The sequence below is a fragment of the Candidatus Nitrosocosmicus oleophilus genome (genome assembly GCF_000802205.1).
Taxonomy (GTDB): domain Archaea; phylum Thermoproteota; class Nitrososphaeria; order Nitrososphaerales; family Nitrososphaeraceae; genus Nitrosocosmicus; species Nitrosocosmicus oleophilus.
Genome location: NZ_CP012850.1, coordinates 735,828 through 758,947, shown reverse-complemented (window position 1 = coordinate 758,947; position 23,120 = coordinate 735,828). Strand labels below are relative to the sequence as shown.

The 23,120-nt window shown below is 32.7% G+C and carries 20 protein-coding genes; 11 read left to right on the top strand and 9 right to left on the bottom strand.

The features are described 5' to 3' along the window. Positions 1–396: 396 nt before the first annotated feature. Entirely contained in the window at positions 397–1,371 is a 975-nt protein-coding gene (locus NMY3_RS03650) for a hypothetical protein (RefSeq protein ID WP_196817581.1), read from the top strand. Positions 1,372–1,533: 162 nt separating this feature from the next. On the opposite strand, the gene NMY3_RS03645 is transcribed toward NMY3_RS03650, so the two are convergent. Next, the gene (locus tag NMY3_RS03645; RefSeq protein WP_196817580.1) at positions 1,534–2,973 is read right to left on the bottom strand and encodes an HD domain-containing protein; all 1,440 of its coding nucleotides are present in this window, start codon (positions 2,971–2,973) and stop codon (positions 1,534–1,536) included. Positions 2,974–3,281: 308 nt separating this feature from the next. Between NMY3_RS03645 and NMY3_RS03640 the strand changes: the two genes are divergently transcribed. From NMY3_RS03640 to NMY3_RS03625, 4 genes are read left to right on the top strand one after another with little or no spacing between them, the layout of a single operon-like run. Continuing rightward, the gene (locus NMY3_RS03640; RefSeq protein ID WP_196817579.1) at positions 3,282–3,914 is read left to right on the top strand and encodes a helix-turn-helix transcriptional regulator; all 633 of its coding nucleotides are present in this window, start codon (positions 3,282–3,284) and stop codon (positions 3,912–3,914) included. Positions 3,915–3,950: 36 nt separating this feature from the next. Next, a complete protein-coding gene (locus tag NMY3_RS03635; protein ID WP_196817578.1) occupies positions 3,951–4,262 on the top strand; it encodes a hypothetical protein in 312 nt (103 codons plus the stop codon). Continuing rightward, positions 4,237–4,635, top strand: a complete 399-nt coding sequence (locus NMY3_RS03630) for a hypothetical protein (RefSeq protein ID WP_196817577.1) — start codon at positions 4,237–4,239, stop codon at positions 4,633–4,635. Before NMY3_RS03635 ends, NMY3_RS03630 begins: the two co-directional genes overlap by 26 nt. Continuing rightward, positions 4,613–5,032: a hypothetical protein gene (locus tag NMY3_RS03625; RefSeq protein WP_196817576.1), complete on the top strand. Its 420-nt coding sequence runs from the start codon at positions 4,613–4,615 to the stop codon at positions 5,030–5,032. The genes NMY3_RS03630 and NMY3_RS03625 overlap by 23 nt, the downstream gene beginning before the upstream one ends. Position 5,033: 1 nt before the next feature. On the opposite strand, the gene radA is transcribed toward NMY3_RS03625, so the two are convergent. The 3 genes from radA to NMY3_RS03610 all read right to left on the bottom strand — a co-directional run bounded on the left by radA (position 5,034) and on the right by NMY3_RS03610 (position 8,217). Then, on the bottom strand, positions 5,034–6,146 hold the full coding sequence (gene radA / locus NMY3_RS03620) for a DNA repair and recombination protein RadA (RefSeq protein WP_231100220.1): 1,113 nt from the start codon (positions 6,144–6,146) through the stop codon (positions 5,034–5,036). Between the two features lie 89 nt (positions 6,147–6,235). Continuing rightward, the gene (locus tag NMY3_RS03615; RefSeq protein ID WP_196817575.1) at positions 6,236–7,003 is read right to left on the bottom strand and encodes a hypothetical protein; all 768 of its coding nucleotides are present in this window, start codon (positions 7,001–7,003) and stop codon (positions 6,236–6,238) included. Between the two features lie 167 nt (positions 7,004–7,170). Then, the gene (locus NMY3_RS03610) at positions 7,171–8,217 is read right to left on the bottom strand and encodes a hypothetical protein (RefSeq protein WP_231100219.1); all 1,047 of its coding nucleotides are present in this window, start codon (positions 8,215–8,217) and stop codon (positions 7,171–7,173) included. Between the two features lie 86 nt (positions 8,218–8,303). On the opposite strand from NMY3_RS03610, the gene NMY3_RS03605 reads away from it, so the two are divergent. Both NMY3_RS03605 and NMY3_RS03600 read left to right on the top strand, forming a co-directional pair. Further along, positions 8,304–9,179, top strand: coding sequence for a hypothetical protein (locus NMY3_RS03605; RefSeq protein WP_231100218.1), 876 nt, complete (start codon positions 8,304–8,306; stop codon positions 9,177–9,179). Positions 9,180–9,378: 199 nt separating this feature from the next. Next, a complete protein-coding gene (locus tag NMY3_RS03600; RefSeq protein ID WP_196816369.1) occupies positions 9,379–9,942 on the top strand; it encodes a methane monooxygenase/ammonia monooxygenase subunit C in 564 nt (187 codons plus the stop codon). Between the two features lie 160 nt (positions 9,943–10,102). Here NMY3_RS03600 and NMY3_RS03595 read toward each other — a convergent pair whose 3' ends face one another. Both NMY3_RS03595 and NMY3_RS03590 read right to left on the bottom strand, forming a co-directional pair. Then, positions 10,103–10,564, bottom strand: coding sequence for a hypothetical protein (locus NMY3_RS03595; RefSeq protein ID WP_196817572.1), 462 nt, complete (start codon positions 10,562–10,564; stop codon positions 10,103–10,105). A gap of 1 nt (position 10,565) precedes the next feature. After that, complete coding sequence (locus NMY3_RS03590) at positions 10,566–12,008, bottom strand: RtcB family protein (RefSeq protein WP_231100217.1); 1,443 nt, start codon at positions 12,006–12,008, stop codon at positions 10,566–10,568. 124 nt (positions 12,009–12,132) lie between these two features. Here NMY3_RS03590 and purB point away from each other — a divergent pair, with 124 nt between their 5' ends. The 3 genes from purB to NMY3_RS03575 all read left to right on the top strand — a co-directional run bounded on the left by purB (position 12,133) and on the right by NMY3_RS03575 (position 19,727). Next, complete coding sequence (gene purB / locus NMY3_RS03585) at positions 12,133–13,488, top strand: adenylosuccinate lyase (RefSeq protein WP_196817570.1); 1,356 nt, start codon at positions 12,133–12,135, stop codon at positions 13,486–13,488. 246 nt (positions 13,489–13,734) lie between these two features. After that, positions 13,735–16,146, top strand: a complete 2,412-nt coding sequence (locus tag NMY3_RS03580) for an HD domain-containing protein (protein WP_196817569.1) — start codon at positions 13,735–13,737, stop codon at positions 16,144–16,146. 53 nt (positions 16,147–16,199) lie between these two features. Beyond that, positions 16,200–19,727, top strand: a complete 3,528-nt coding sequence (locus NMY3_RS03575) for a chromosome segregation SMC family protein (protein WP_196817568.1) — start codon at positions 16,200–16,202, stop codon at positions 19,725–19,727. Between the two features lie 35 nt (positions 19,728–19,762). Here NMY3_RS03575 and NMY3_RS03570 read toward each other — a convergent pair whose 3' ends face one another. Together NMY3_RS03570 and NMY3_RS03565 are read right to left on the bottom strand one after the other, a co-directional pair. Then, on the bottom strand, positions 19,763–20,761 hold the full coding sequence (locus NMY3_RS03570) for an ABC transporter ATP-binding protein (RefSeq protein ID WP_231100216.1): 999 nt from the start codon (positions 20,759–20,761) through the stop codon (positions 19,763–19,765). A 354-nt stretch (positions 20,762–21,115) separates the two neighbouring features. Beyond that, complete coding sequence (locus tag NMY3_RS03565; RefSeq protein WP_196817567.1) at positions 21,116–21,682, bottom strand: ArsR/SmtB family transcription factor; 567 nt, start codon at positions 21,680–21,682, stop codon at positions 21,116–21,118. A gap of 95 nt (positions 21,683–21,777) precedes the next feature. On the opposite strand from NMY3_RS03565, the gene NMY3_RS03560 reads away from it, so the two are divergent. After that, the gene (locus NMY3_RS03560) at positions 21,778–22,215 is read left to right on the top strand and encodes an HIT family protein (RefSeq protein ID WP_196817566.1); all 438 of its coding nucleotides are present in this window, start codon (positions 21,778–21,780) and stop codon (positions 22,213–22,215) included. On the opposite strand, the gene NMY3_RS03555 is transcribed toward NMY3_RS03560, so the two are convergent. After that, positions 22,212–22,910, bottom strand: coding sequence for an HAD family hydrolase (locus NMY3_RS03555; RefSeq protein WP_196817565.1), 699 nt, complete (start codon positions 22,908–22,910; stop codon positions 22,212–22,214). The genes NMY3_RS03560 and NMY3_RS03555 overlap by 4 nt on opposite strands. Positions 22,911–23,120: the final 210 nt, after the last annotated feature.

Genomic DNA, 23,120 nt, shown 5'->3' with positions numbered 1-23,120 from the left:
TTCTTAGTTTTCTCAATCTAAAGTATGAATCAACAAAGTTAAGAATATGCATTGAAGAAATTATTGAGGTAATCGTTAAGATCATCTCTTAATTTTATTACTTTTGTTCTTTTATCACCATCTAGATTTGTATGGAGTAATACGTCTAAACCCTCAACCAAGTATTGGATGTTTGAGAATGTAAGCAGAGTTTTTTGATTTCTGTCAGTATTTTCTTCCACGTCGATAATGTTATTTCGGAATTGTTAAAGTTTATGGTTTATTTGGTTTGAAAAATGAACACAGATCACCTTTCAGATCGAGAGAAAAGATTACCTTAATAAGAACACATCACTAGTTTTATCATATAGAAAAATCTATTCAAACTTTAATATATATATAAATATCAAAATAATCATGATAAAAAGGCTTGGTATTATTTTCTCAGGACTATTAATACTGTTATTATTATCAAACATAAGTTATAATGCAAACATCCAAGTATTAGCACAGCAAAATACTACTTCTGCAAGTACTACAAACACATCTGTTCCCATTGCTTCTGACACAGTATCAAATATTACAAAGCTTACTGGCGGAGTAAAGATAATTTCTCCAGATAAAGGAGATCTAGTCCCATTAAATTCAAACAATTCGCTAGTAATTAAAGGAGTCTCAAAGGATAATGTAACATCAGATTGTGATGTTTCTGTTATCATAAATAATGTAAAACCATATCAGAAAGTTAAACCTACAGGCAGTCAAGGAGATAGCGATTATTCTAACTGGCAATACACAGTATCAAGTAATTATACAAACATCAATGAAGGAAGCAACAAAATAACATCAAAGATTCTTTGTTTAGAAGGTCCTCAAACATTACAAGCCTATTACTCTGTAAATGTTACAGCTTCTAACTTTACACAAGCACAGTTATCTAGCTACAACACGATGTTAGAGTCTTCAAATTCAACAAATACTGGTAATATGAGTCAGGTATCAGGCGGATTACAGCCTTTTGCACAAATCCAACAATTCAATCAAGATACAGGAAATGGCCCAATCTGTTGTAAGATAGCAGGAAGTAGTCCAGGACAGGTTAGTGCATCTACCACTGGTACAGACGTCCCAGCAACTGATGCTACAGATACTGCTACCACGAATGATGATGAGGAAATTGAGGAGGATAATAGCGATGACAACAGTAACAGGAATGACGAGGATAATAATGATGACAACAATAATGATGACAACAGTAACAGGAATGACGAGGATAATAATGATGACAACAATAATGATGACAACAATAATGATAATGACAACGGCGGCAGTATAATGGACTCTGTAGAAGACACTATAAGAGACAGTGGAATAGACTTTAGTTTTGATTAATAGTAATTAGCTATTGCTTTTAATCAATTCATTTTAAATTTTATTTTTTCATTATTATTTGTCCAATATTAATAAAATTATTAAGTTCATATGTAATAACTTCTACTAGGCTTCCCAAATAATCTAGTTATCCAAAATATTTGTTAAATCAAGGTTAAAATCTCACACGTTTGTGTCTGTCCATGTCGAAATAATACTCTTAATTTTTTGCTTGTATACTTTTTCGGTGAATATTCGATACTTCTTGTTAGGGTAAAATTGTCTTATAAAATCGAGATCCAATGGTTCTAATTTTTTAGATTTAGTATTATAAAACATTAGCCTTTTCAATGTGGTTTCATCAACAGGTGGTTTTGTCACCTTCTTACTTGTAATATTGATCACCAACACTACCCCATCATCAGGCAATCCTGCTTCCTTTCTAATTTCATCTTGTAATCCCTTTGATCCTTTTGAATCCATAATCCTTGTAATCCTGTTATTATCACTCAAATCAAATTCGTGAACGAGTGATAAAATATTTCTATTTAAATAATCATCTACAAGTTTCCTTGTTTTTTCATTTTCTACTTTGGTTAATTCATGTATCAAGACATCATCAGATAATTCTAATATGAATTCCATCTCTGGATTGGCTAGTTTCTGAAAGGCCGAGTTGGGTTCTTTTGCAGCCTCATTCATTAAATAAGACAAATGGACGTCAGCGCCTTGGGATATTTTATGCAAGTAAATCGACCTGTGCATCTGGGCATAGGCCTCAAAGAATCTCATTGCTGCTTCTCTGGCTTGGGTTGAAACAGTTACAATTCCATCTTCTTTTAAATAGTATAAATTTTGAACAATTCTCCCTACGTCTACAAAACCATACTCTTTTGCCCCAGTTCTATTAGAATCCAATATCAGGTAGTTAAATCGGTCAACATTGTACGGATCTTCCTTTATAAGATAGTTCAAATACCAATTAGACTCCAAAAAGGTATCCATCTTTGTAATAATCTCTTCGCTGACGCCTATCCTTTCTAGAATTCTTTTTGTATTTTCAATAATTCCAAAATTAGGAGATAGATCGCATAATAATGCCATTATTTCATAAGACTCTACCTTGTTTTCAGAAGATTCTTTAACCAAATTGGTGAATTTCTTGTATATTATCTCTAAACTCAAGTATTCATGTTTCCAATCTAAAGATGGGTTGACTAGTTTTAAAAATTCTTCAAATGTATGAGAAAATGGAGCGTGTCCTATGTCATGTAGTAGCGCTGCCAGTCTTGTTAGTTGAATTTGTTTTTTGATCTCGGCTTTGCAGTTAATTGAATCCATCAAGTCGATTATAGATGTAGAATTGATCTTGTTATTGGAATTCAGGATAATATGTGTGGAAGCCTCACCAGCGATATGCATGGCGCCCAAAGAGTGTTCAAATCTTGAATGAGACGCTCCTGGAAAAGCCATAAAGAGATTGGAGCTTTGTTTTATTCTTCTGAGGCGTTGAAAATAGCTTGTATTGATTATGTTTTTCTCGATATCTGTAATTCCAACATATCCATATTCAGGAAGCCTTATACTGCTGGTGAAATTTAAGAAGGGATGATATACTGGCAATATGCTTAATGGTTAGACAATTTTTAAAAACTCTATGTTTCATATCTTTTGCAATGCATTTTGCCTTAGCGATCAACAGGCTAAAAAAAATAAATCAAAATGGTTCTGCTAGAATTCATGAGTATTCCTAGTTCGCGATGTGATGAATCTTTCCGTTCATAATTTTGCCATAATAATTTTATCATCATCAAACAAAATATTTCCTCTAATAATTTTTCATATTTGCGCTCAATTCAATAAGAGATAATTGGGGAAATTTTTGACGGAAATGACGAAAATATGAATCTCAGGACCATGGATAAAAGCAATTGATTAGTAATCAGGTTGAAGAGTTAATAATACAGAATTACATACATGGGCATCCTAGAGATGAAATAGCAGAAGAAACTGGTGTAGCACCAGGAACGGTGTCCAATAAAATCAATGAATGGAAGAGAAAACTTGAAGCTCCTGATATTGAGGAATTAAGGCGATTTGCCGTAAACATGAATAAGTCAGGAATGACCATAAAACAGTGTACTAAAGGATTCAGATTTTTACAAATATTGAAAGGATTAGGAATAGCAATTGAAAACGATGATATTGATTCTGATCTAAATAGTTTATCTTATTTTGTCAATGAAATATATAAAAAATGTGAAGAGGTGGGAATAACTCCTAATGTTGTTACGGCATGGATAGATGACCTACTTTATTTCTCGACCGAGAATTATGGATACTTGTATGAAAGTAGTAAAAATCATACGGAAAGGCCATCAAATGAAAATCAAAATAGTGAAAAAAGAGCTTTGACATTTGTTTCTGTGGTTTCAGATTTTGTTGAACAGAAGAAGAGGAAACTTGGGGATCTGTCTGAGCAGGAAAAAAAGATACGAAAAGAAATCAAAGAATATGAATTACAAAATACAGACCTGATAGGAAAAATTAAGATATTAGAATAACAAAGACAATCCATCATCGGACTTTACAATACATTCATGAAACTGGATAAAATATTAAGGGATGATTGTGGAATCGATATAAAAAAAGATCTAGGGCCAATCACCAAATTATTTATCGACTTTAAGGAAAATGGATATAATGTCACTAACATAGTAACAGAATACAATAAAGCCGTAAAACTAAGGTGGGATATAGCACAGAACGAAAAGCAGATTGAGGCATATCAAAAAAAACTAACTGACTTATCGAATGAAATTCATGCATGTCAATCTATTTTAAATATTAATAGGAAATTGGGATACCTATCAAAAATTAGAGTTAATGAAATTTGGAATCGACGAACTTGAACAACTATATTTAACAGTTTCAGAAATTGTAAAAAATAGAGGCGACCCTTTGAGGGATTTTGATATGATTGAAAACCCGGTTGCTTTTTTTATCAAAGATGTTGAGGATAATTACTATAACAAACTAAAATTTGAGGACAGAGTCAAGGAAAAAAGAAATGAATTAGCAATGTTAAATTCACAACTAAATATAAACAGACATAATCTCTCCTTGCAGCCGGTCATAGGACCTTTGCTTCTTTCTCTATATAAGAAAGGTATTACTGAACAAGATCTTACAGATATGAATCGGTTGTTTCAAGATTACCTGTTAGAAACGACAACAACCGACAATAATTGGGATAACAAAAATGATTCAAAGACTTGTCAATAATACTCTCGATAAAGGCAGAGGCTACCAAACTTTCATAGACGAGTTAAGAAAATATGGTGGAATCAAAGCTGCAATCAAACACCAAAGCTGCCTCCTTGATGAAATAAAAAATAAAAATTCAGATTTGATTGAGCAAAGGAAAACCTTGTTAGCATTATGTCAAAATACTATTATTCTAATTAATATGTTAAATAACTACTATTTTTATTATAAAGGATTTTTTGATTATCATAAAAAGAATGGTGTAAGTATCGTGGCTGATCGGATTTCAATACCTGTTATCTTTTTGGTTCAGAATGCTCCAAAAGAAGATAAGAATAGTAAAGAAAAAGACACAAAGAGTGATACTACGATGTCTTCAAATAATAACATAAATAAAGATAAAGATAAAGATTAGACTATTCCTTTAATTTCCCTCTCTTTGAACTTGTTTCTTCTTCCAAATCATCTACACCTTTCTCAGTTACAGTAAATTTAGTGTCAGAATATGGATGATAGGGAGAGTCGATCATCTTTGCGGTTCGATTTTCACCTGACTTTCTTAGATAAATCCTATAGGTTGAGGCATGACCTAATACATTTCCTCCTGCAGCCTTTGTAGGATCTCCAAAAAAGGTATCGGGTGAAGATTGAACCTGATTGGTTATAACCACAGAAATATTATAAATCTCAGCAAGTCTAATGATTTTGTGCAACATAGAGTTAAGTCGCTGCTGTCTATCGGCAAGCGTGCCTCTTCCTGCAAATTCTGCCCTGTGCAAAGATATAATGCTGTCTATGATAACAAGCCTGGCTTTAAAATCATTGATATATTTTCCAAGATCTTTTATGATTAATTCAAGATGAGAGCTGTTGTAAACCTTACAAACTGCGATACTTTTTAAAACACTAGTTGGATCAAGTCCTCTAGCCACGGCTATTTGGTCTACTCTTTCAGGTCTGAAGGTCCCTTCTGTATCAATATATATGGAACCACTTCCAAATCCACCATTCTCGACTGGCTGACTAGCCGTCACACATAGAGTATGGCAGACTTGAGACTTGCCAGAACCGAATTCACCATAAAATTCAGTAATAGCTTGGGTCTCTATACCTCCCAAAAGAAGTTTATCCAAAGCATTTGAACCAGTGATACATCGCAACAATGATTTTCTTTTTTCTAATGCAACATCTGCAGTAACGAATTCCTTGTCCAAAAGATTAGAATCTCGTAAAAGTTGTTGAGCAGCAATAATGAACGCTGCTGCACTTTCTTTTGAAGAGTTGATCTCAACAGAAAGCTCTTCTGAACTTGTAACTGCAAGGTCCATCACAGTCAGTACACCAGCATCACGTAATTTTTTTGCTGTAGTTGGACCAATACCTGGAATATCTTGTATATCTAAATCATCAATAATAGTAGGGATAGGTTTTGATTCTAAATCGTTATCAGAAATTTCAGGGCTTTCACTGGAAAGAGCGCTTACAACATCTTCGTCCTTTATTCTTTCACTATTTCTTTTTTCGACCATATTCTACTATATGTACTTTCTGTTATATTAAATAATTGAATATACTGACTAAGACTACGACAACCAGCGTAACAATATTGAAACCGTTGTTATTTTTCATCCTCAAAAATCAAAAGTTCATCACCTTTGAAATTCTTAAAGGAATCAGTAATGCCCAACAAATTATTGTTATAGAAAATATCGCTTACTGCTTCATCTTTTATGGTTATGACAATAGTATTAATCTTAAATATTTGAATTGTCAAAGGAAACTTACTTTGGAATAGCTCATCGTCAATTTTTATGTCAGCATATCCATTTATCGGAGTATTTGAAAATTGATTAAAAGTAACAGGAGAGCCATTGCTATTTTGAAAATTGAGTATTTCTATAAAATGTTTCTCGATACCATTTACGGTAAGCAATTTAAAATTGGCATGAAAATCTGTAACTAAACCTCTAGATACATTCAAAGACCAAGTTCCAGAAACCAGTTTTTGAAAATTATGGAGTACAACCGATTCAGAAGTTTGATTTAGAGATGCAGGATTATGTCTGGATAAATTTTGGATTATCTCACTATTATCAGGGAATAGTACAGTGGACAATAATCCTTTTGTATAAAAGGTATTAGAATTGTTGATCGGTGGTAATTCCTCATCAATTCCCCCATCTGTTTGAGTATTGATGGACAAGAGTAAATCATTATAATTCATGCCTTGTGCCAATCCTAAATGATTCCCCAACGTAGGTTCCTGGTTTGCAGATGATGCAACTAACCCAAGATCAGAAGAGATAAACAATAGTAAAAAAGTAAAAATCAAGGTAAGTGGAAATAATCCTGGCAAAAGAGGAAGAAAAGAGGATCGATTACCCAAATTTATTTCTTAGTTAAATTCATAATATAAATTGTTATTGTACTGAATTGATTAATTATTTTGAATCTACATGTTCAACTGCTAATATGAAATAAAATTTTGTATTTTTCATATTGTTAATCGATCAATCTTTTTGCATCCTGTTGTATGAAATTCAAAAATTGTTTTTATTGCGTCATCATTGGCATTGTGTGATTCATGGCTCCTCCCATTGCCATAGATCCATTTTTAGATGGAACCAGTGAGAACGTCATGAGTCCGTCTGCAGATGTTTGATTTGTTTTATTCAGGTATTCGTTGGAAATTTGTTGTACAACTGGTTTAGTTAGCATGAAATGTATGACATCTTTTGTCTGATTATTTCCATCGACCATTAAAACATTTGTAACATCTTTTCCATTGGTATAACCCTGGTATGCACCGTCAGCGGATAGAACACTAGGTTTAGGGACTTCTACCTCTTGATGAATAAATACTGTGTTCTTAGGGTCATCTAGTCTCTTAGGGTCATAATTAAATGGCATTGTAAAGTTGATGGAATTAGATGGTTTATTGTATGTTATATTTCCTATTTCATCATAATAGGAAAGAACTTTGGTTGGAATTATTTTGCCGTCTACAGTCAAGTTTGCATTCTTTGCTGCTCCAATACTGAGCCAACCATCAAAGACTGGTTGTTGATCATCTGGCAAGATTGTGCGAGAATAATCTACGGTTACAATTCTGACGATAAAGTGATATAAACCTCCATCCAAAAATATTGGTCCAGAGGCAACTACTGGGGACCCCTCTCTACTGGTATAAGCTTCAAGTATGGGATCAAGTTCCCCATATACTGATATTTTACTTTGATTTCTTGGTTGCATCTCAATTAACAAGTCGCCACCAGGATTAAAGAACCAGTCAGACAGCAGAGGCTTTCCATCCTTTTCAATCGTAATAAAATAAGTAACCTCTTTGAAAGTTTGGTTTGTTTTTGAATCAAGTAGTTTAAACTGTACGGTGGGCTTTTGGGCTTGATCCTTGATAGTTTCTGTGGTTACTATAGGAGGATTCATTTTTATCAGCAGATCTGCGTTTCTATCACCAAATGACGCTGATAATTCTTCCATGAAAAGTCCATCACCATATACATTCTTAGAAATAACAAAAAATGTCAACAAAGGACTAGATATCAAACTAAAAATCAAAATTATCGACAGTAGAAACTTCATGAAATAAAGTAGGAATTTTGACTATATAATTATTATTGATAAGATAATAAAAAAAATTATATCGACGAAATGATCTCGTCTATATCATGATCCGATTGATATTTACCTTAACATTATTCGCTTTTATTCTTCAATCTGTTGTTTTAGGATCGAATGGAACATCAACTATAGAATTGGCTTCAAGCCAATCAACTCAATCAACTCAACCAACTCAACCAACTCAATCAAGTAACGATCTAAGTAGCTACAAAACAGTAAACTACTATGCAAGATTTAATTGCGGTGCAATCAGTGACGATAGTGGTCCATTGAGACCTGGAAAATATGATTCAGATATTACGATATTCAACAAGAAAAGCTACCCAATAACCGTAATTTGGAAAGCTATTGCAATAGATCAGCAAGTCAAGAACAATTTCAACATTCTAAATATTCCTTCAGAAAATATTGCTAGTATTAATTGCTCAAAAATACTTCCAATCCAAGATAAAAATAATACTAATTCTAGCTCCACCTTTCCTAAAAAATTCACAGAAGGCATTATAAAACTAGAAATCAGTGTTGATAACGGATTATTGGTAAATAACTTTCTAAATAATCAGAATGCAAATATTATTGTAAACGAATCCGAAATTGGTAATCTAATCAACGTAGATGTACTTCACACAGTGAATACTTTAGACGATTTAAACAAAGAAGTGGTATATCTAAAAGCAGACTTTTCGATTCTATCAAAAGATAAGAATAAAATAAGTAATTTCACTGTTGTCTTTCATATTGATCCCGATGGGATTGTCGACCCATTGTCATTGATAAAGAATAAGATTTCAGCGAATAATACAGATCAGAAAATTGACATCAATGGCTCTGAAATAATAATCAAAGATACAGAAATTATCACAAATACATTGACAGATAACCATGCGCTAACTGTTCAAAGTGTTGACCCAATTATTTCATAGGAAAGGATCTCTTTTGTTTATCACTAATGATAATCATTGAAGATAAGCTTGGCAATTATGATAAAACAAAAGAATTTTAGTTAATTAATTAACTAATAGTCTAATAATTATACAATATTACATCAATATCTAGTATTATTTATAAATATTTTAGTTCACATCTTATATATTTAATCGACGAAGACATAATGATAGTAAAATGGCACAAATGCCTGCATTAATTCCAAAGGAAGTAGAAATCCAGAGGCTAAAAAAGATCTATTTAATGGTCATTATGCTAGGGTCTATTGCTGCATCAGTAGAAGTAGACAACTTTGTTGACGGATCATTGCATCAAACAGCCATCAGAGACAGTGCATTTACACCAGCTCATTGGTGGTTATACAGTCACTTTATTGCACTCCCACTAGGTTGGGGATTTGTTGCAATGTATGACAGGAGAGTACCAGCTTTAAGAGGGCCAAACAATTCAATGAATACGGGTCTAAAGATAACCATTATCGGTTATTTAGCTACCATGTTCACCATTGGTATCAATGAAATGTGGCACTTTTGGTTTGTTGAAGAAATATTTTCAGTACCTAACCACTGGATGTTTAACATGGGTGTAGTAGTAGCTTTCATGGGTGCTTTGGCCTATGTAGTTAGAGTATACGCACGTTTGGTGGAACTTGGCGCCGAAACTCCTGCAAGGAACCCCTATGTAGCAGAAATGTACAAACTAGCATTAGAAGGAAAACTCTACAGCAGATCAGTTCCATAATCTTTTTTTTGTTTTTAGTTTTTTGTTTTATTTTAGTTAGTTAATGTCAAATTAAAATAGAAACCGATAGTTAATTTAATTTCCCTAAAAGTCCTACCAATCAACCAACCAGTCAACCTTTCTTTATAAGAAATACATCTTAGAATAAACAGAGTGGTGCTTATAGTAATCCTTCAGCATCCTGATCTGCATCACTAGATTGTTTCAGTTTATCAGAGAAACTTATCGTTTTACCATGATCAGATATGGAAATGTGTGTATCCACTCGGATGTTCAAACCTATTGATCTATATACTGCGAGCAGGTCTCCGGCCGATATTTTAGAAATCTCCCCAAATCGAATCAATTCATTTAATTTCCTTATAAGAATTTTAGTTTGCAAAGGAAATTGCTGTTCAGCAAGTTTTAAAACTTCGTCACCTCTATCGTACAGATAGTGCAACAAGAAATTCCTTTCAGCATCGATTCCTTCTGATTTATCCTTATTTGTTTTATTCTGGTGTTCCAAATTGATCTTGTCTTTTTCTTTGGAGGCTAATTGTTCTCGTAGCTTTTTCATCTTTCTTGCCTTAATTAATTCAAGATCAGGATCATCCATGCCTGATTTTTTGTCGGCGCCCAATTTAACCTTTAATAACTCCTAATGGGACCAATCTAACAACTTTTGTGGCAATCCCCACCTTATGTGATACATCGGCAACCATATCGACATCCTTATACGCATCGGGAGATTCTTCTATCAATCCATTTTTGGTTAAAGATTTAACATATATGCCCCGTGATTCTAACTTTTTCTTTACATCATCTAACGTATGCTTTCTTTTTGCTTCTGATCTCGACATAGTTCTTCCTGCACCATGAGCAGTTGATCCAAAACTAAGATCCATTGATTTAGGTGAGCCCAAGAGAACCCAACTTGCAGTACCCATGGACCCTGGAATAATTACGGGTTGTCCTACGGATCGAAACTTATCGGGTAGTTGTTCCATTCCAGAAGGAAAAGCACGTGTTGCGCCTTTCCTATGTACTACTAAATCACGAGAGCCTTCCCCATCAACTCGATGACGTTCTACCTTTGCAATATTATGAGATACATCGTATACTAATTCCATGCCGAGATCTTGTTCGCTTAGTTGAAGAACTCGTTGAAATGTCTTCCTCGTCCAGTGAGTAAGCATTTGCCTATTCGCCCAAGCAAAATTTAGTGCAGAAAACATGGATTTTCTATAACTTTCTCCTTCCACTGACGTATTAGGAACACATGCCAATTCTCTATCTACAACATTTATATTATATCTTTTCATGGCTTGTTCTGACAACCGTAGGTAGTCACTACAAACTTGATGTCCAAATCCACGGGAACCACAATGTATTAAAATTTGTATTTCCCCTTCTTTTCTAATTCCCATTGTATTGGCTGCTTCTTCATCATATATCTTGTCCACTTTTTGGATCTCAAGAAAATGATTTCCCGAGCCCAAACTCCCAAGTTGCATCGAACCGCGTTTTCTGGCGTTAGTTGAAATATTTATAGGATCCGCTCCTTTCATTCTTCCACGCTCTTCACAAGATTCAAGATCGGTTTCTATTCCATAACCATTCTCTACAGACCATTTCGCGCCATCAATGAGTAGATCGTCCAGCTCAGAGCTGGTCAGCTTAATGGCCCCTTCACTTCCCACACCTGTGGGTATAGAGGAAAATAGAGAATCAACTAGAATTTTGAGTTTCGAATGAACATCAGATTCTACAAGATTAGTTCTAATCAGTCTGACTCCACAATTAATATCATAACCCACTCCACCAGGACTAATGATACCTTCTTCTAAATCTGAAGCAGCCACACCACCCACAGGAAATCCATATCCCTCATGACCATCAGGAAGTACAACTACATGTTTTTTTACCCCAGGCAGGGTTGTGACATTAACCGCTTGATCGAGTGTTCGATCGAGGGCCATTTTAGATATCAATAGATCATTCGCAAATATTGTTACAGGAACATTCATCCCGCGCGAATCTTCTTTAGATATCTGAAATTGATAGTCAGAAATTTTATTAACCATATGCTTCCCATTTTTTGTTACTAATGAACCAGACATTATTCCCTTTATGATAAATATTTTAATTTTGTCAAATATTAATCATCCTAAATAATAAATTAGATAATCAATATCTGATTTTAGACTAATGCCTATTTTACCTATAGATAGCGGAAGATATGGAACAAAAGAAATGAAAGACATTTTTGAAGAAGATAGAAAACTAAATTATGAATTAATTTTTGAATCTGCAGTTGCAAATGCACAGGCTGAATTACAGATAATCCCAATGGAAGCTTCTAAAAATATTGAAGAGGTTATTTCATCTAATAAAATAACAGTACAAAGAGTTAAAGAATTAGAAAGCATAAGCGATCATGATACTGCTGCAATAGTAGAGGCAATAAGCGAGTTATGTTCAGAAAGTTCAAAACCTTGGATTCATTATGGCTTGACAAGTAATGATGTGGTAGACAGTAGTACCTCAATGCAGATGCGAGATGTATTTAAGATATTGGAATCAAAATTGCACCAGCTTATCAACGAATTACTAAAAAAATCAACACAATATCAAGACTTGCCTGCGGTAGGCAGAACTCATGGACAACATGCAAGTATTACTTCCTTCGGACTTAAATTTGCCATTTGGTCAAATGAATTACTTGACCACCTAATAAGGATTGACGAAGGGAAAAAAAGATTCCTACTTTGCAAAACTCTGGGAGTTGTGGGAACAGGATCTTTGATGAGAGAGAATGCATTAGAGGTTCAAAAAATAGTTGCAAAGAAACTAGACCTCTTCCCCGTCGAAGCCGCAACACAAGTGATTCCAAGGGAGAGATATTCAGAAATGTTATTCACAATTACACTAATAGCATTAACATTAGACAAAATAGCCATCGAAATTAGAAACTTGCAGCGTACGGAGATAGGAGAAGTTCAAGAACCATTTAAGAAAGGCCAGATGGGAAGTAGCGCAGTACCAGTAAAAAAAAATCCAATAAAGAGCGAAAGAATCTCTTCATTGGCCAGAATCGTTAAATCAAATCTGAACGTTTCTTTAGAAAATATAGCATTATGGCATGAAAGAGATTTATCAAATTCGGCTAACGAACGTTTTATTATTCCAATGTCATCCATCCTGGTGGATGATATGATAACCACAATGATAAAGATCATCGCAGGTTTGAAAATAAACAAGGAAAAAATAGTAAATAATATAGAATTGACCAAGGGTCAAATATTTGCCGAATTTGTCCTGCAGGTTTTGGTATTAAAGGGTATTCCCAGATTCAAAGCATATAGAGATATTCAATCAATTGCCTTCAATGCAGTTGAAAAACAAGAACATTTTTTTGATGCTCTAATAAAAGAAGAAGAAATTATCAAAAATGTAAGCAAAGAGGAATTAGAAGTGATATTTAATCCCCAAAGTCAGCTTTCTGCATCTAATAACATTATAAGAAACATAGTGAATAAAGCGAAACAAATGAATATTTCCTAATGGTGTTTACTATCTTTTTTCAAAGTATTTCTACCAATTTTGAATATCGAATACTAATTCAAAATCAAAATCAAAATTTCAAAGCAGTTTCCTAACTTCTTATAGTATTTTATCATACGTATATGTTGGTATATAATTTTTAGTATCAATATGAGGTAATGCAAAAATAACATTCATAAGATAGATAGAGGGATAATTCAAGTTAAATATCAATAAATGGAAACTTAAACAGAACCCAATTTCCATTTGGGGGGGAAAATTGATTTGAATGTAGGCGAGTCGATTAAGAAATGGACTTTTAATTTGTCCTATTATGATTATGCGAGTTGTTTTTTCATTTCATTATCATTTGCTTCGATGATCACAACGGGTATTTTCGCCATTCCACTAATATCAGATCTTTTTTCTGGTAAGGAACTTGATTGGAATAGAGATTGGACCAACGTACTTTTCACTACTACTAGTGCGTTGGGTTGTATATGGGGTCTTATGGCACATTCACAGTTTGATAACACTGCAAAAATGATAAGGAATACATGGCATTCATGTCGTAAACTAGACCCATTTATAGGAGAATATGACTATGAAACGTTCAATCCGGAAACAAATCATTTAGAAGATGGGTATGCGTATCATAGTTTAGTAGATTTTTGGGATAGGGAAAACGAAGTACCCCACTGGCTTGATAAGGGAAAATACTGGAAGATATTATTAGAGTTGCGGAAAGTAAACAAGAACGTAAGACTGGAAGTGACAAAGGATGTAAATCTCCCTTTTAAAAGAGGAAAGGGTAACGTAGTTGTTATATTAAAAAAATTCAATCAGGTAGATTCTCCAGGAAAGAAAAATGAATCAACTGATAATAAGAATGCGATATTTAGGATTATTATTCCGCAATGGCTAGTAATTAACACAGAATATAAAAGATTTAACATTTTCTCTCAAACAGAAATAAACACAGTAACAAGTATACTTTCAGATGTTAATAAAAACATACCTAAAATAATTGATGAAATAATTTTCAAAGAAGAGCCTTTTCTGAAATATTCTGGAAATGTTCTTACATCCCTCTCTACGTACTTAAACAAAAGTCTACCCATAAGGATAGTGTACAGTAGAATTATAGAAATACTTCCGGGTGTTAAAGAGCGTCAAATACAATACACGAATGAAAATCTTTCAAGTGTATCTCTAGATTATCTAATTGATTCTATTTTGTTAAAAGCCAGAACCATAGGCATCAATGAGGAATCATTGACTAAATTGCATTTATTGACCCAATATCTAAAAAAAGAATACGATAAGCTAGGCTTAGGAGAAGGATCGAGTGAATATCATAATCTACATCATTCTCTAGAGGTCGCATATATGAGCCTAAACATGTTACCAAAGGAAATTCATGGTTACACCATTACCAAAAGAGACTATGAAATAATGCTAGTTGCAGCATTGTTGCATGATTACGATCCGGTGCAAGGTACCTCTCATTATGATTTGATGTATTCAAGAGTTCCCACAGTAGCAAACACCATAACGGAAATAAAAAGAAAAAGAATTCATGATGCATATTTTATACTAAATAGCGAAGAACTAGTAAGGTTTTTTAGAAAAAATGCATCCCCTCCTTTGGTAGAGGCGCAAGAATTTGCTACTACTCATCCAGAAATGTTAAATGACATAGAAACTAGAGTCGAAGGTAAAATAGTTGAAGCTTTAATTTGGAGAACCGACTTTCCCTTTAATGAAAATGCTTATAACAATTTTAATCAGTTACTAAAAGAGATAGATGGTCAAGATTTTTCCGTAGAGAAAATTAACCTAATTGCAGAAATTCTATCATTAGCTGATCTATCAGTAACATATCTTAGTTCTGATCCTCTTTTAGCATGGAACAGAGTGGTAAAATTGTACGAAGAATTAGATTTTCCATTGGTAGGAGCTGTTTCTAGAACTGACAGATTTTTGTCATTATTTTCAGAAGGCTCATTATTCAAGGACATAATATCAAGAAAAACCTTTCCAGATGTTTTCAGACAAAAATGGGACAATGTATATCAATTTTTTCACGAGGGAAATCCATCAAACAAAATAAACAATCTAATTTTAGATGCTAAAACAAAATATGAAAAAATTAACATGGATGTATTGGTCAGTAATTGCGATTATTTAATTAACACTGCTCTTCATAATAAGAACGAATATCATATAGGAATTATAAGAGATAAAGACGAAATAATAAAGGCACAAACCAAATTATCAGAGCTTCAAATAGAGAATTTAGAGATTCTTCCAGGCAACCCGGACAACATTCTACCTTTCATAAAAGATAAATCCGTTGATAATTTCATGATCACAATCTTTTGTGATAATTCTGAAAAAAGAATTAATAAAGAAAGGATTCTAAAAAATCTCCTTCATTCGTATATGTCTAAATTGAGCCAAGACGGGACTATTCAAATTATTGTGGAAAACGAACAGGATTTTAGAAAAATAATGTCATTAATACCTGAGCATGACTTTAAAATAATTGACACATTCGGTAAGGTTGCGTCAGGAGCACTGAATCCAGATAAATCAAGACACACCAAAGACGCTAAAAATGTCAAAATAATAACTATTCAAAAACAACAAAATAACAACAACAACATACAAAAATGACCTATAAAAAAAAGAATTAATAAAGAAAGAAAACATCCAAATATAATATAATTTTGGTCTACATCAAGAAATTAGATGTTTTTGGATTTAAATCGTTTGGATCAAAGAACATTTCACTAAATTTTCAAAAAGGTCTAATAGCTGTAACTGGACCAAATGGATCTGGCAAAAGCAATATTCTTGATGCAATAATATTCGCTTTAGGTGAGAACAGTCCAAAAGCACTTCGTGTAGACAAATTTCACTCACTTTTTCATGATAGTAGTTCAAATAATGCTCATAAAATAGTTAAGGTCAGTGTAACTTTTGATAATGAAGATAGAGGAATTCCCATTGATGACAATCTTGTTACCATAACAAGAGAAATGTCCGGAGCCAACACTGGAGAAAGTCAATACTATTTGAATAAAAAGAGAGTATCGAGAAATAACATCTTGGAACTATTGGAGATAGTGGTCGCATCTCCTAATAAATTGAATATAGTCCAGCAGGGGATGATTACTAGAATATCAGAACTGAATTCAGAAGAAAGGAGAAAAATAATTGAAGATATAGTAGGACTCTCTTATTTTGATGAAAAAAAAGATCAGGCCTATAAACAGCTAGAGGAATCAGACAGAAGGCTTGAAATAGCATTGGCTAAAATGGACGAAGTAAGGAACAGGATTGATGAGTTAGAAGAAGAGAGAAATGATCAACATAGATATATGCAAATAGAATCAGAAATTAACCGGCTAAAAGCCATAAAACTGTCCGGAAGTATAAACAATCTAACTAGAAAAATATCAGAATTCAATGAAGAGCAAAAAACTAAGGAAATTAAAAGTCAAGAGGTTTCAAAAAAACTAGAAGATATAACCACTCAAATCGAAAACATCAGCCAAGAGAAAAAGCTATTTTTGGTTCAGGCCAATTCTGCAAGCAGTGAGAGAACAAAAAATGAGAAAAGACTATCAACGGTAGCTTATGAATACGAAAGAAATAGAGCTACAATAAAAGAGGCAGAACACTATTTTGACCAATTACATCAAAAGGAGAAAACCAACGAGATCGAGCAAAAAACTTTTAGAGAAAAAGAGATTGAATTAAACAATCAATTAATAGATATTGAATCAAAGATCAAGATAGATGAGGAAAACCAAAATGAGTTGAGAAACAAGAAATCTGAGATAACAAAAGAAATAGATGAAATTAACAAGATAAATTCAGGCGAGATAACGTACAAGAATTTCTTGACAGATAGAATAAATAAATTAATTCCCATAAAAGGAAAAATTGAAATAGCCATAGCCAGATTTGAAGAAAATATCAAAAATTATTCCGAAAAGATAAAAGAAAATGACTCACAAATCCACAAGTTCCTTGCAAAGAATCAGGAAATTCAAAGTGTTATTATCAGTTCAAGATCAAAGATTAATGAGATCGATACTGAAATAAGTAAGATGGAAGCCGAGAAAGAAACAATTGATAATAAATTTTTCAAGGACACTACCGAAACTAATATCTCAAAAAGAGTAATAGAAAATGCAGAAAAAGTGATCGTCAAATATGAAGAGAAAATAAACCTTGCAAAGAATAGTTTAACTGAGGACTATTCAATTGCGACCTTATTAAAAGACTTTAAGAATTTAGATGTAATAGGATACGTATTTAATTTAATAACATGGAATGAGAAATATCAAAAAGCTGTAGTAGCATCCGGAAATGAATGGATGAAAGCGGTAATTGTAAAAGACATCAAAAGTATGATTACACTTGCAGAATTCTCAAAAAATAAGGGTATACATTTTCTTAAGATAATTCCATTAGAATTACTTAGTGGGGAAAAGATAAAAGACATTGAAGACAATCCATCTATTTTGGGAGTTCTCTCAGATTTTGTCTCAAGCAAAGTAAAACACTTACCTGAATTTTTATTTGGAAACACGATTCTTACGAAGAATCCGTTGACAGCATATTTATTATCCAATAATGGTTTCAAAGCTGTATCAACGAGTGGAGAAATTTTTTTTCCTAACTTGTCGTTAATGCAATTTGATTATGGATCTAAAATTGCAGATGTTACCAAGGATTTACTTCTTTCTGACTCTATTGAAAATTTAAGAACCAATATAGAAAAATTACAAGAATTGACAAGGATAAGAATTACGGAACTTGATATGATAAATAAGGAGAGGACATCTTTGAGAGAAAAACTGGATACATTTGCTCTAGAAAAGTCCAATATCGTAAAAAACATTGATGAGTTAGAAAATCTTTTATCTGCAAATATTAAAAATATGAATATACTATATGCTATAAACAAGGAACATAGTACACATTTGGACGATCTTTTTAGCAATTTTAACTACTCTAAAAGGAGGTTCAAAATTATTACTAATACCAATATCAGAATGAATAATGAAATGAAAAATACGGATGAAAGAATTGACATGCAAAGGATAATGAAAATTGAAGGAGATGAACGCAAAATTGTTGGTGAACTAGATATCATAAACACCCGACTAAATCAATTGAAATTAACACATTCGATGGTAAAGAATAATATAGAAAATACTACTCGAGCACATAATAAATCCATACAAGAAGAGGATCAAATCAAGATAGATAAGATCGAGAGAAATAGGATTCTAGAAAAAGCCTTATCAGATGGCAAAGATGTAGAATCAGAATTAAGAACTCTGAGGGAAAAGGAAGATGAAATAATTCAAGCAACGAGTACCACTTACTCAAGATTACAAGAGTATGAAACTGAGATCAAGAAGTTAACCGAACTCGAAAAAAAGCTTGACAAAGAATCAAATCAATTAGAAAAAGATATTGGATTTTTGAGAAAAGATATTCTGGATCTGGAGTATCAAAAAATGAATCAAACTAACGATCTTGCGAGATTAGGTCACAAAACCTTATTGGAGAGTTTTGATGTAGATAACTTATATCGCGAACTAAAAGAAGAGTACGAAAATGTAAGAGATAAAGTAAATTTTAGAGCAGATGAAACTTATTTAGAAATAATAGAAGGATACAGAGGTTTATCAGATAAAAGAAACCATCTTGAAGAAGAAAGAAATTCAATTGTGAATTTCATTGAAGAAATAGGTAAAGAAAAAGAAAATCTATTTACTGATGCTTTTAAGAAGGTTGATGATGATATTAGAAGAACATTCTCCGATATTACTGGAGGTAATGCCTATTTGGAATTGGAGGATCCTGATAACATTTTTTCTGGCGGGATCTTATTAATGGTACAGTTTCCTAATAAACCTGCTAGGGAATCCACATCCTTGTCCGGAGGTGAAAAAACAATGGCTGCAATAGTATTCCTCCTGGCATTACAATCGCTAAAACCGTCTCCATTTTATTTAATGGACGAGGTAGACGCCCATCTTGATGCTCAAAACACTGAAAGGCTATCAAAAATACTACTGCTTAGATCTGTCAATAATCAAATTATAATGGTAACACTCAAAGATTCCACAGTAGCAAAATCAGATTTAATATTTGGGGTTTATCCAAAGAATGGAATATCTCAAGTGGTAAAGTACAATCATCCAAGCAAAGTCAAATTAGAAGTAGAATGACACATAAATTAATTAAACGAAGAATAAATTGAATCCTAATCGATATTACGATTACGATTTATGTTCTGGTTTCTATAATAAAAACAAGAAACAGAGTGTCGCTTACTAATATCAAATTGTTCTAAATCATTAGTACAATCCGTAAAAGATAACTTACACCTATTATAAAATTTACATCCTTTTAACGGTAATTCAGATAAATTTATTCCATCGAAGCTCTTATAGAATTTAGATTCATTGGTTGAAAAAGTAACCGCATCCAGCAACATCCAAGTATACGGATGAAGCGGATTATGTAATACTTCATCAATTTCCCCATATTCGATGATGCTTCCAGCAAACATAATCCCAATCTTATCACCGATAAATCGTGAGGTTGCCAAATCATGTGTGATATAGATAATGGAAATATTCAGAGTCTTCCTTAGCTCATTTAATAATGATAAGATTTCAGCTCTAACAGAAATGTCTAACATCGAAACAGGTTCATCTGCTATTATTAATTTTGGGATTTTTACAATAGATCTTGCAATTGAAACACGTTGCCTTTGACCACCTGAAAGCATGGTTGGATATTTCTCTAAAATTTCTTCAACTGGTTCAAGTCTTGTTCTACGTAGCGCAAGACGCACTTTCTCATCTTTTTCGTTGCGACTCAAATTGTTCTCATGAATTTTTAGCGGCTCCATGACTATGTCTTTTATTTTGATGTTGGGATTTAGGGAACTATATGGATCCTGATGGATCATCTGGATCATCGAATAAAGTGCCTTCCTTTTTTTTAGAGAGTGTATGTAATTCCCTTCAAAGGATATAGTACCATCGTCAGGGATTAAAGCACCCATTATAAGTTTAGCAAGTGTAGTTTTTCCAGAACCGGATTCGCCGGCTATAACCAATACTTCCCCCTGTCCCAAATCAAAAGATACATTATCAATTGCCTTTCTGGCTGGATTTGATGAAGATAAAAGGTGGAAAATATTCCTATGAATTGGAAAAGTTTTGTTTATATTTTTGACTTGAAGCAAAGGCAAAGGTACAGGCAAAGATGACACAAATAAAATATGAGCTTGTCGGTATTTTAAAATATATCTATTAGTGTTCAGGAACTGATTTGATGCTGCTGCGGCTGCTGCAACAGATTGAACTCATTTTCTTATAGTTAATATTCAAAAAGGGTTAACAACTAGAATCAGTTAATTATTTGTATTTTGGTAGACAATCACAATAATAAAGTCATATTTAGCCCCATTCTAGATATACATTGTAAATTATTTCAACCATGTTTTTTTTACTTGGATTAAAGATGTAATAATAAAATATATCAGGATGAACTGATGCTAAGAACATCAAAAGTACACATACCATTTTTTGTGAATAAAAATCAATTACATCTGAACATTGGTCCTAGTCCTAGTTTTCAATAACTTTCGTAAAACTTTCGTTATGATCATATTCAGAATCATGAAAATCAAAAATTCGGCATAATGAAAAGTCTTACAAATTCGGCATCTTGATTTTGATTCGGATGAAATGGCAGCCATTAAATTTTTTTCAGTTATCATGATTTTCTTGATGGCTTTATAGAATTTTGGATATAGCATATCAATAATTTCCCTGTTATCTCTCACGATCGAAACAAATGGATAGTTTTCATAAGCCAGCATCTTTACATTAGCTTTATAATATTTTACTAAGGTTCCCTTAACCTCTTCTGTTTTATAAACACTTATCAAATCATTTTTTTTCAATATGGTTATGTGATGTCTCAGAGTAGTCATGGCGATGTTAAATTTTGCTTTTTTTAATAAATCAAATAAATCCTTGGTCGAGAGATTCTTATGATAAAGAAAATCTAAAATCTTTAGTCTGTGGGGATCGCTTAGTACTTTTGCAATATTTTCATTCATCACAATTGTAGTCAATGGTCTTTCATGAACTATAGTTTTTCCCATAGGTTACTTTTTTTCATCCAATTTTATTAATCTTGATTAATTAGAGTGATATAGGAATAATAATCATTTATTGAACAGTTGCACAAAATATTACTATGAATTCGATAAACAAGTGCGTGTTTTGTGAAATAGTTAATGGAAATATTAAAGCTAGAAAGATATATGAAACTGAACATTCAATAGCAATTTTAGACGCATTTCCCCTCAAGGATGGACATTCACTTATTATTTCCAAATCACATAAACCCAAAATTCAAGATTTGAGCTTGATAGAAAACAGGGACATTTTTGATGCATTACATTTATTGACCGAAAAAATAGAAAAATCAATGAACTGTAGTTCTTCACTAATAGGTATACATAATGGAAGAGATGCCGGACAAGAAATTCCTCATTTCCATATTCATATTATTCCAATTGCAGAATCAAATGAAAAGATTTCAATTCATTCTCTTTTTAGTAAACGAGATACTCAGGGGAGTGATTTAGATGAACAATGGAGAAAAATATCCAAAGAAATACAAAGAAACTAAGAAGAAATACGGGACAAAACTTTTGGTAATTCAGATAGAGAAGATATAGTGAAAAGTGGTGTCTCCTTTTTGTTTACAGGCTCTTGAATTTTGTATAAAGAGTCCAAAGTTCTTATGGTCTTCATTCCCAGCTCATTGGCAGGTAAAATATCGATATCCAATCTATCTCCAACCATGATGCAATTGTCGATACTTGAATTAGAATCAAGTAACGCCTTATGAAATATTTCATGATTGGGCTTTCTAGATCCAATGTCTTCTGCCAAACACACTATTTTAAAATGTTTATCTAGACCATTTAGAACCAACAAATTGGCTGAGCCGGATGAATTGTTGCTGATAATACCTAATGAATATTTCTTGGATAATAATGGGATGAGGTAGTTAGCCTGACTAAATAGTTTGACTAGTTTTCTTTTATTTTCTAATAAATCTGTCTTCAAATCATCGAAAATTACAGAATCATACCCCCTAGGAAGAATAAGACGTACCATTAGAGAAATAATTTCAAGAAATCCTGATGAACCAAATTTTCTGTTTCGAACTAAATCATTTCTCAACGCATAATAGTTTCTTTGATCTATCCTAGCCCCATAGTCATTAAGTGTCTGGAATAATAGTTTATCAAAATAAGTAACGTAGCTCCATTCATCAATGAGAGTTTGCCCAAGATCAAAGAAGATGAATGGTCTCACCAAGTATTTTTAAAGCCATTAATTATTTATAGTTTAGATTATTTTATCACCAATGATAATCATTGAAGATAAGCTTGGCAATTATGATAAAACAAAAGAATTTTAGTTAATTAATTAACTAATAGTCTAATAATTATACAATATTACATCAATATCTAGTATTATTTATAAATATTTTAGTTCACATCTTATATATTTAATCGACGAAGA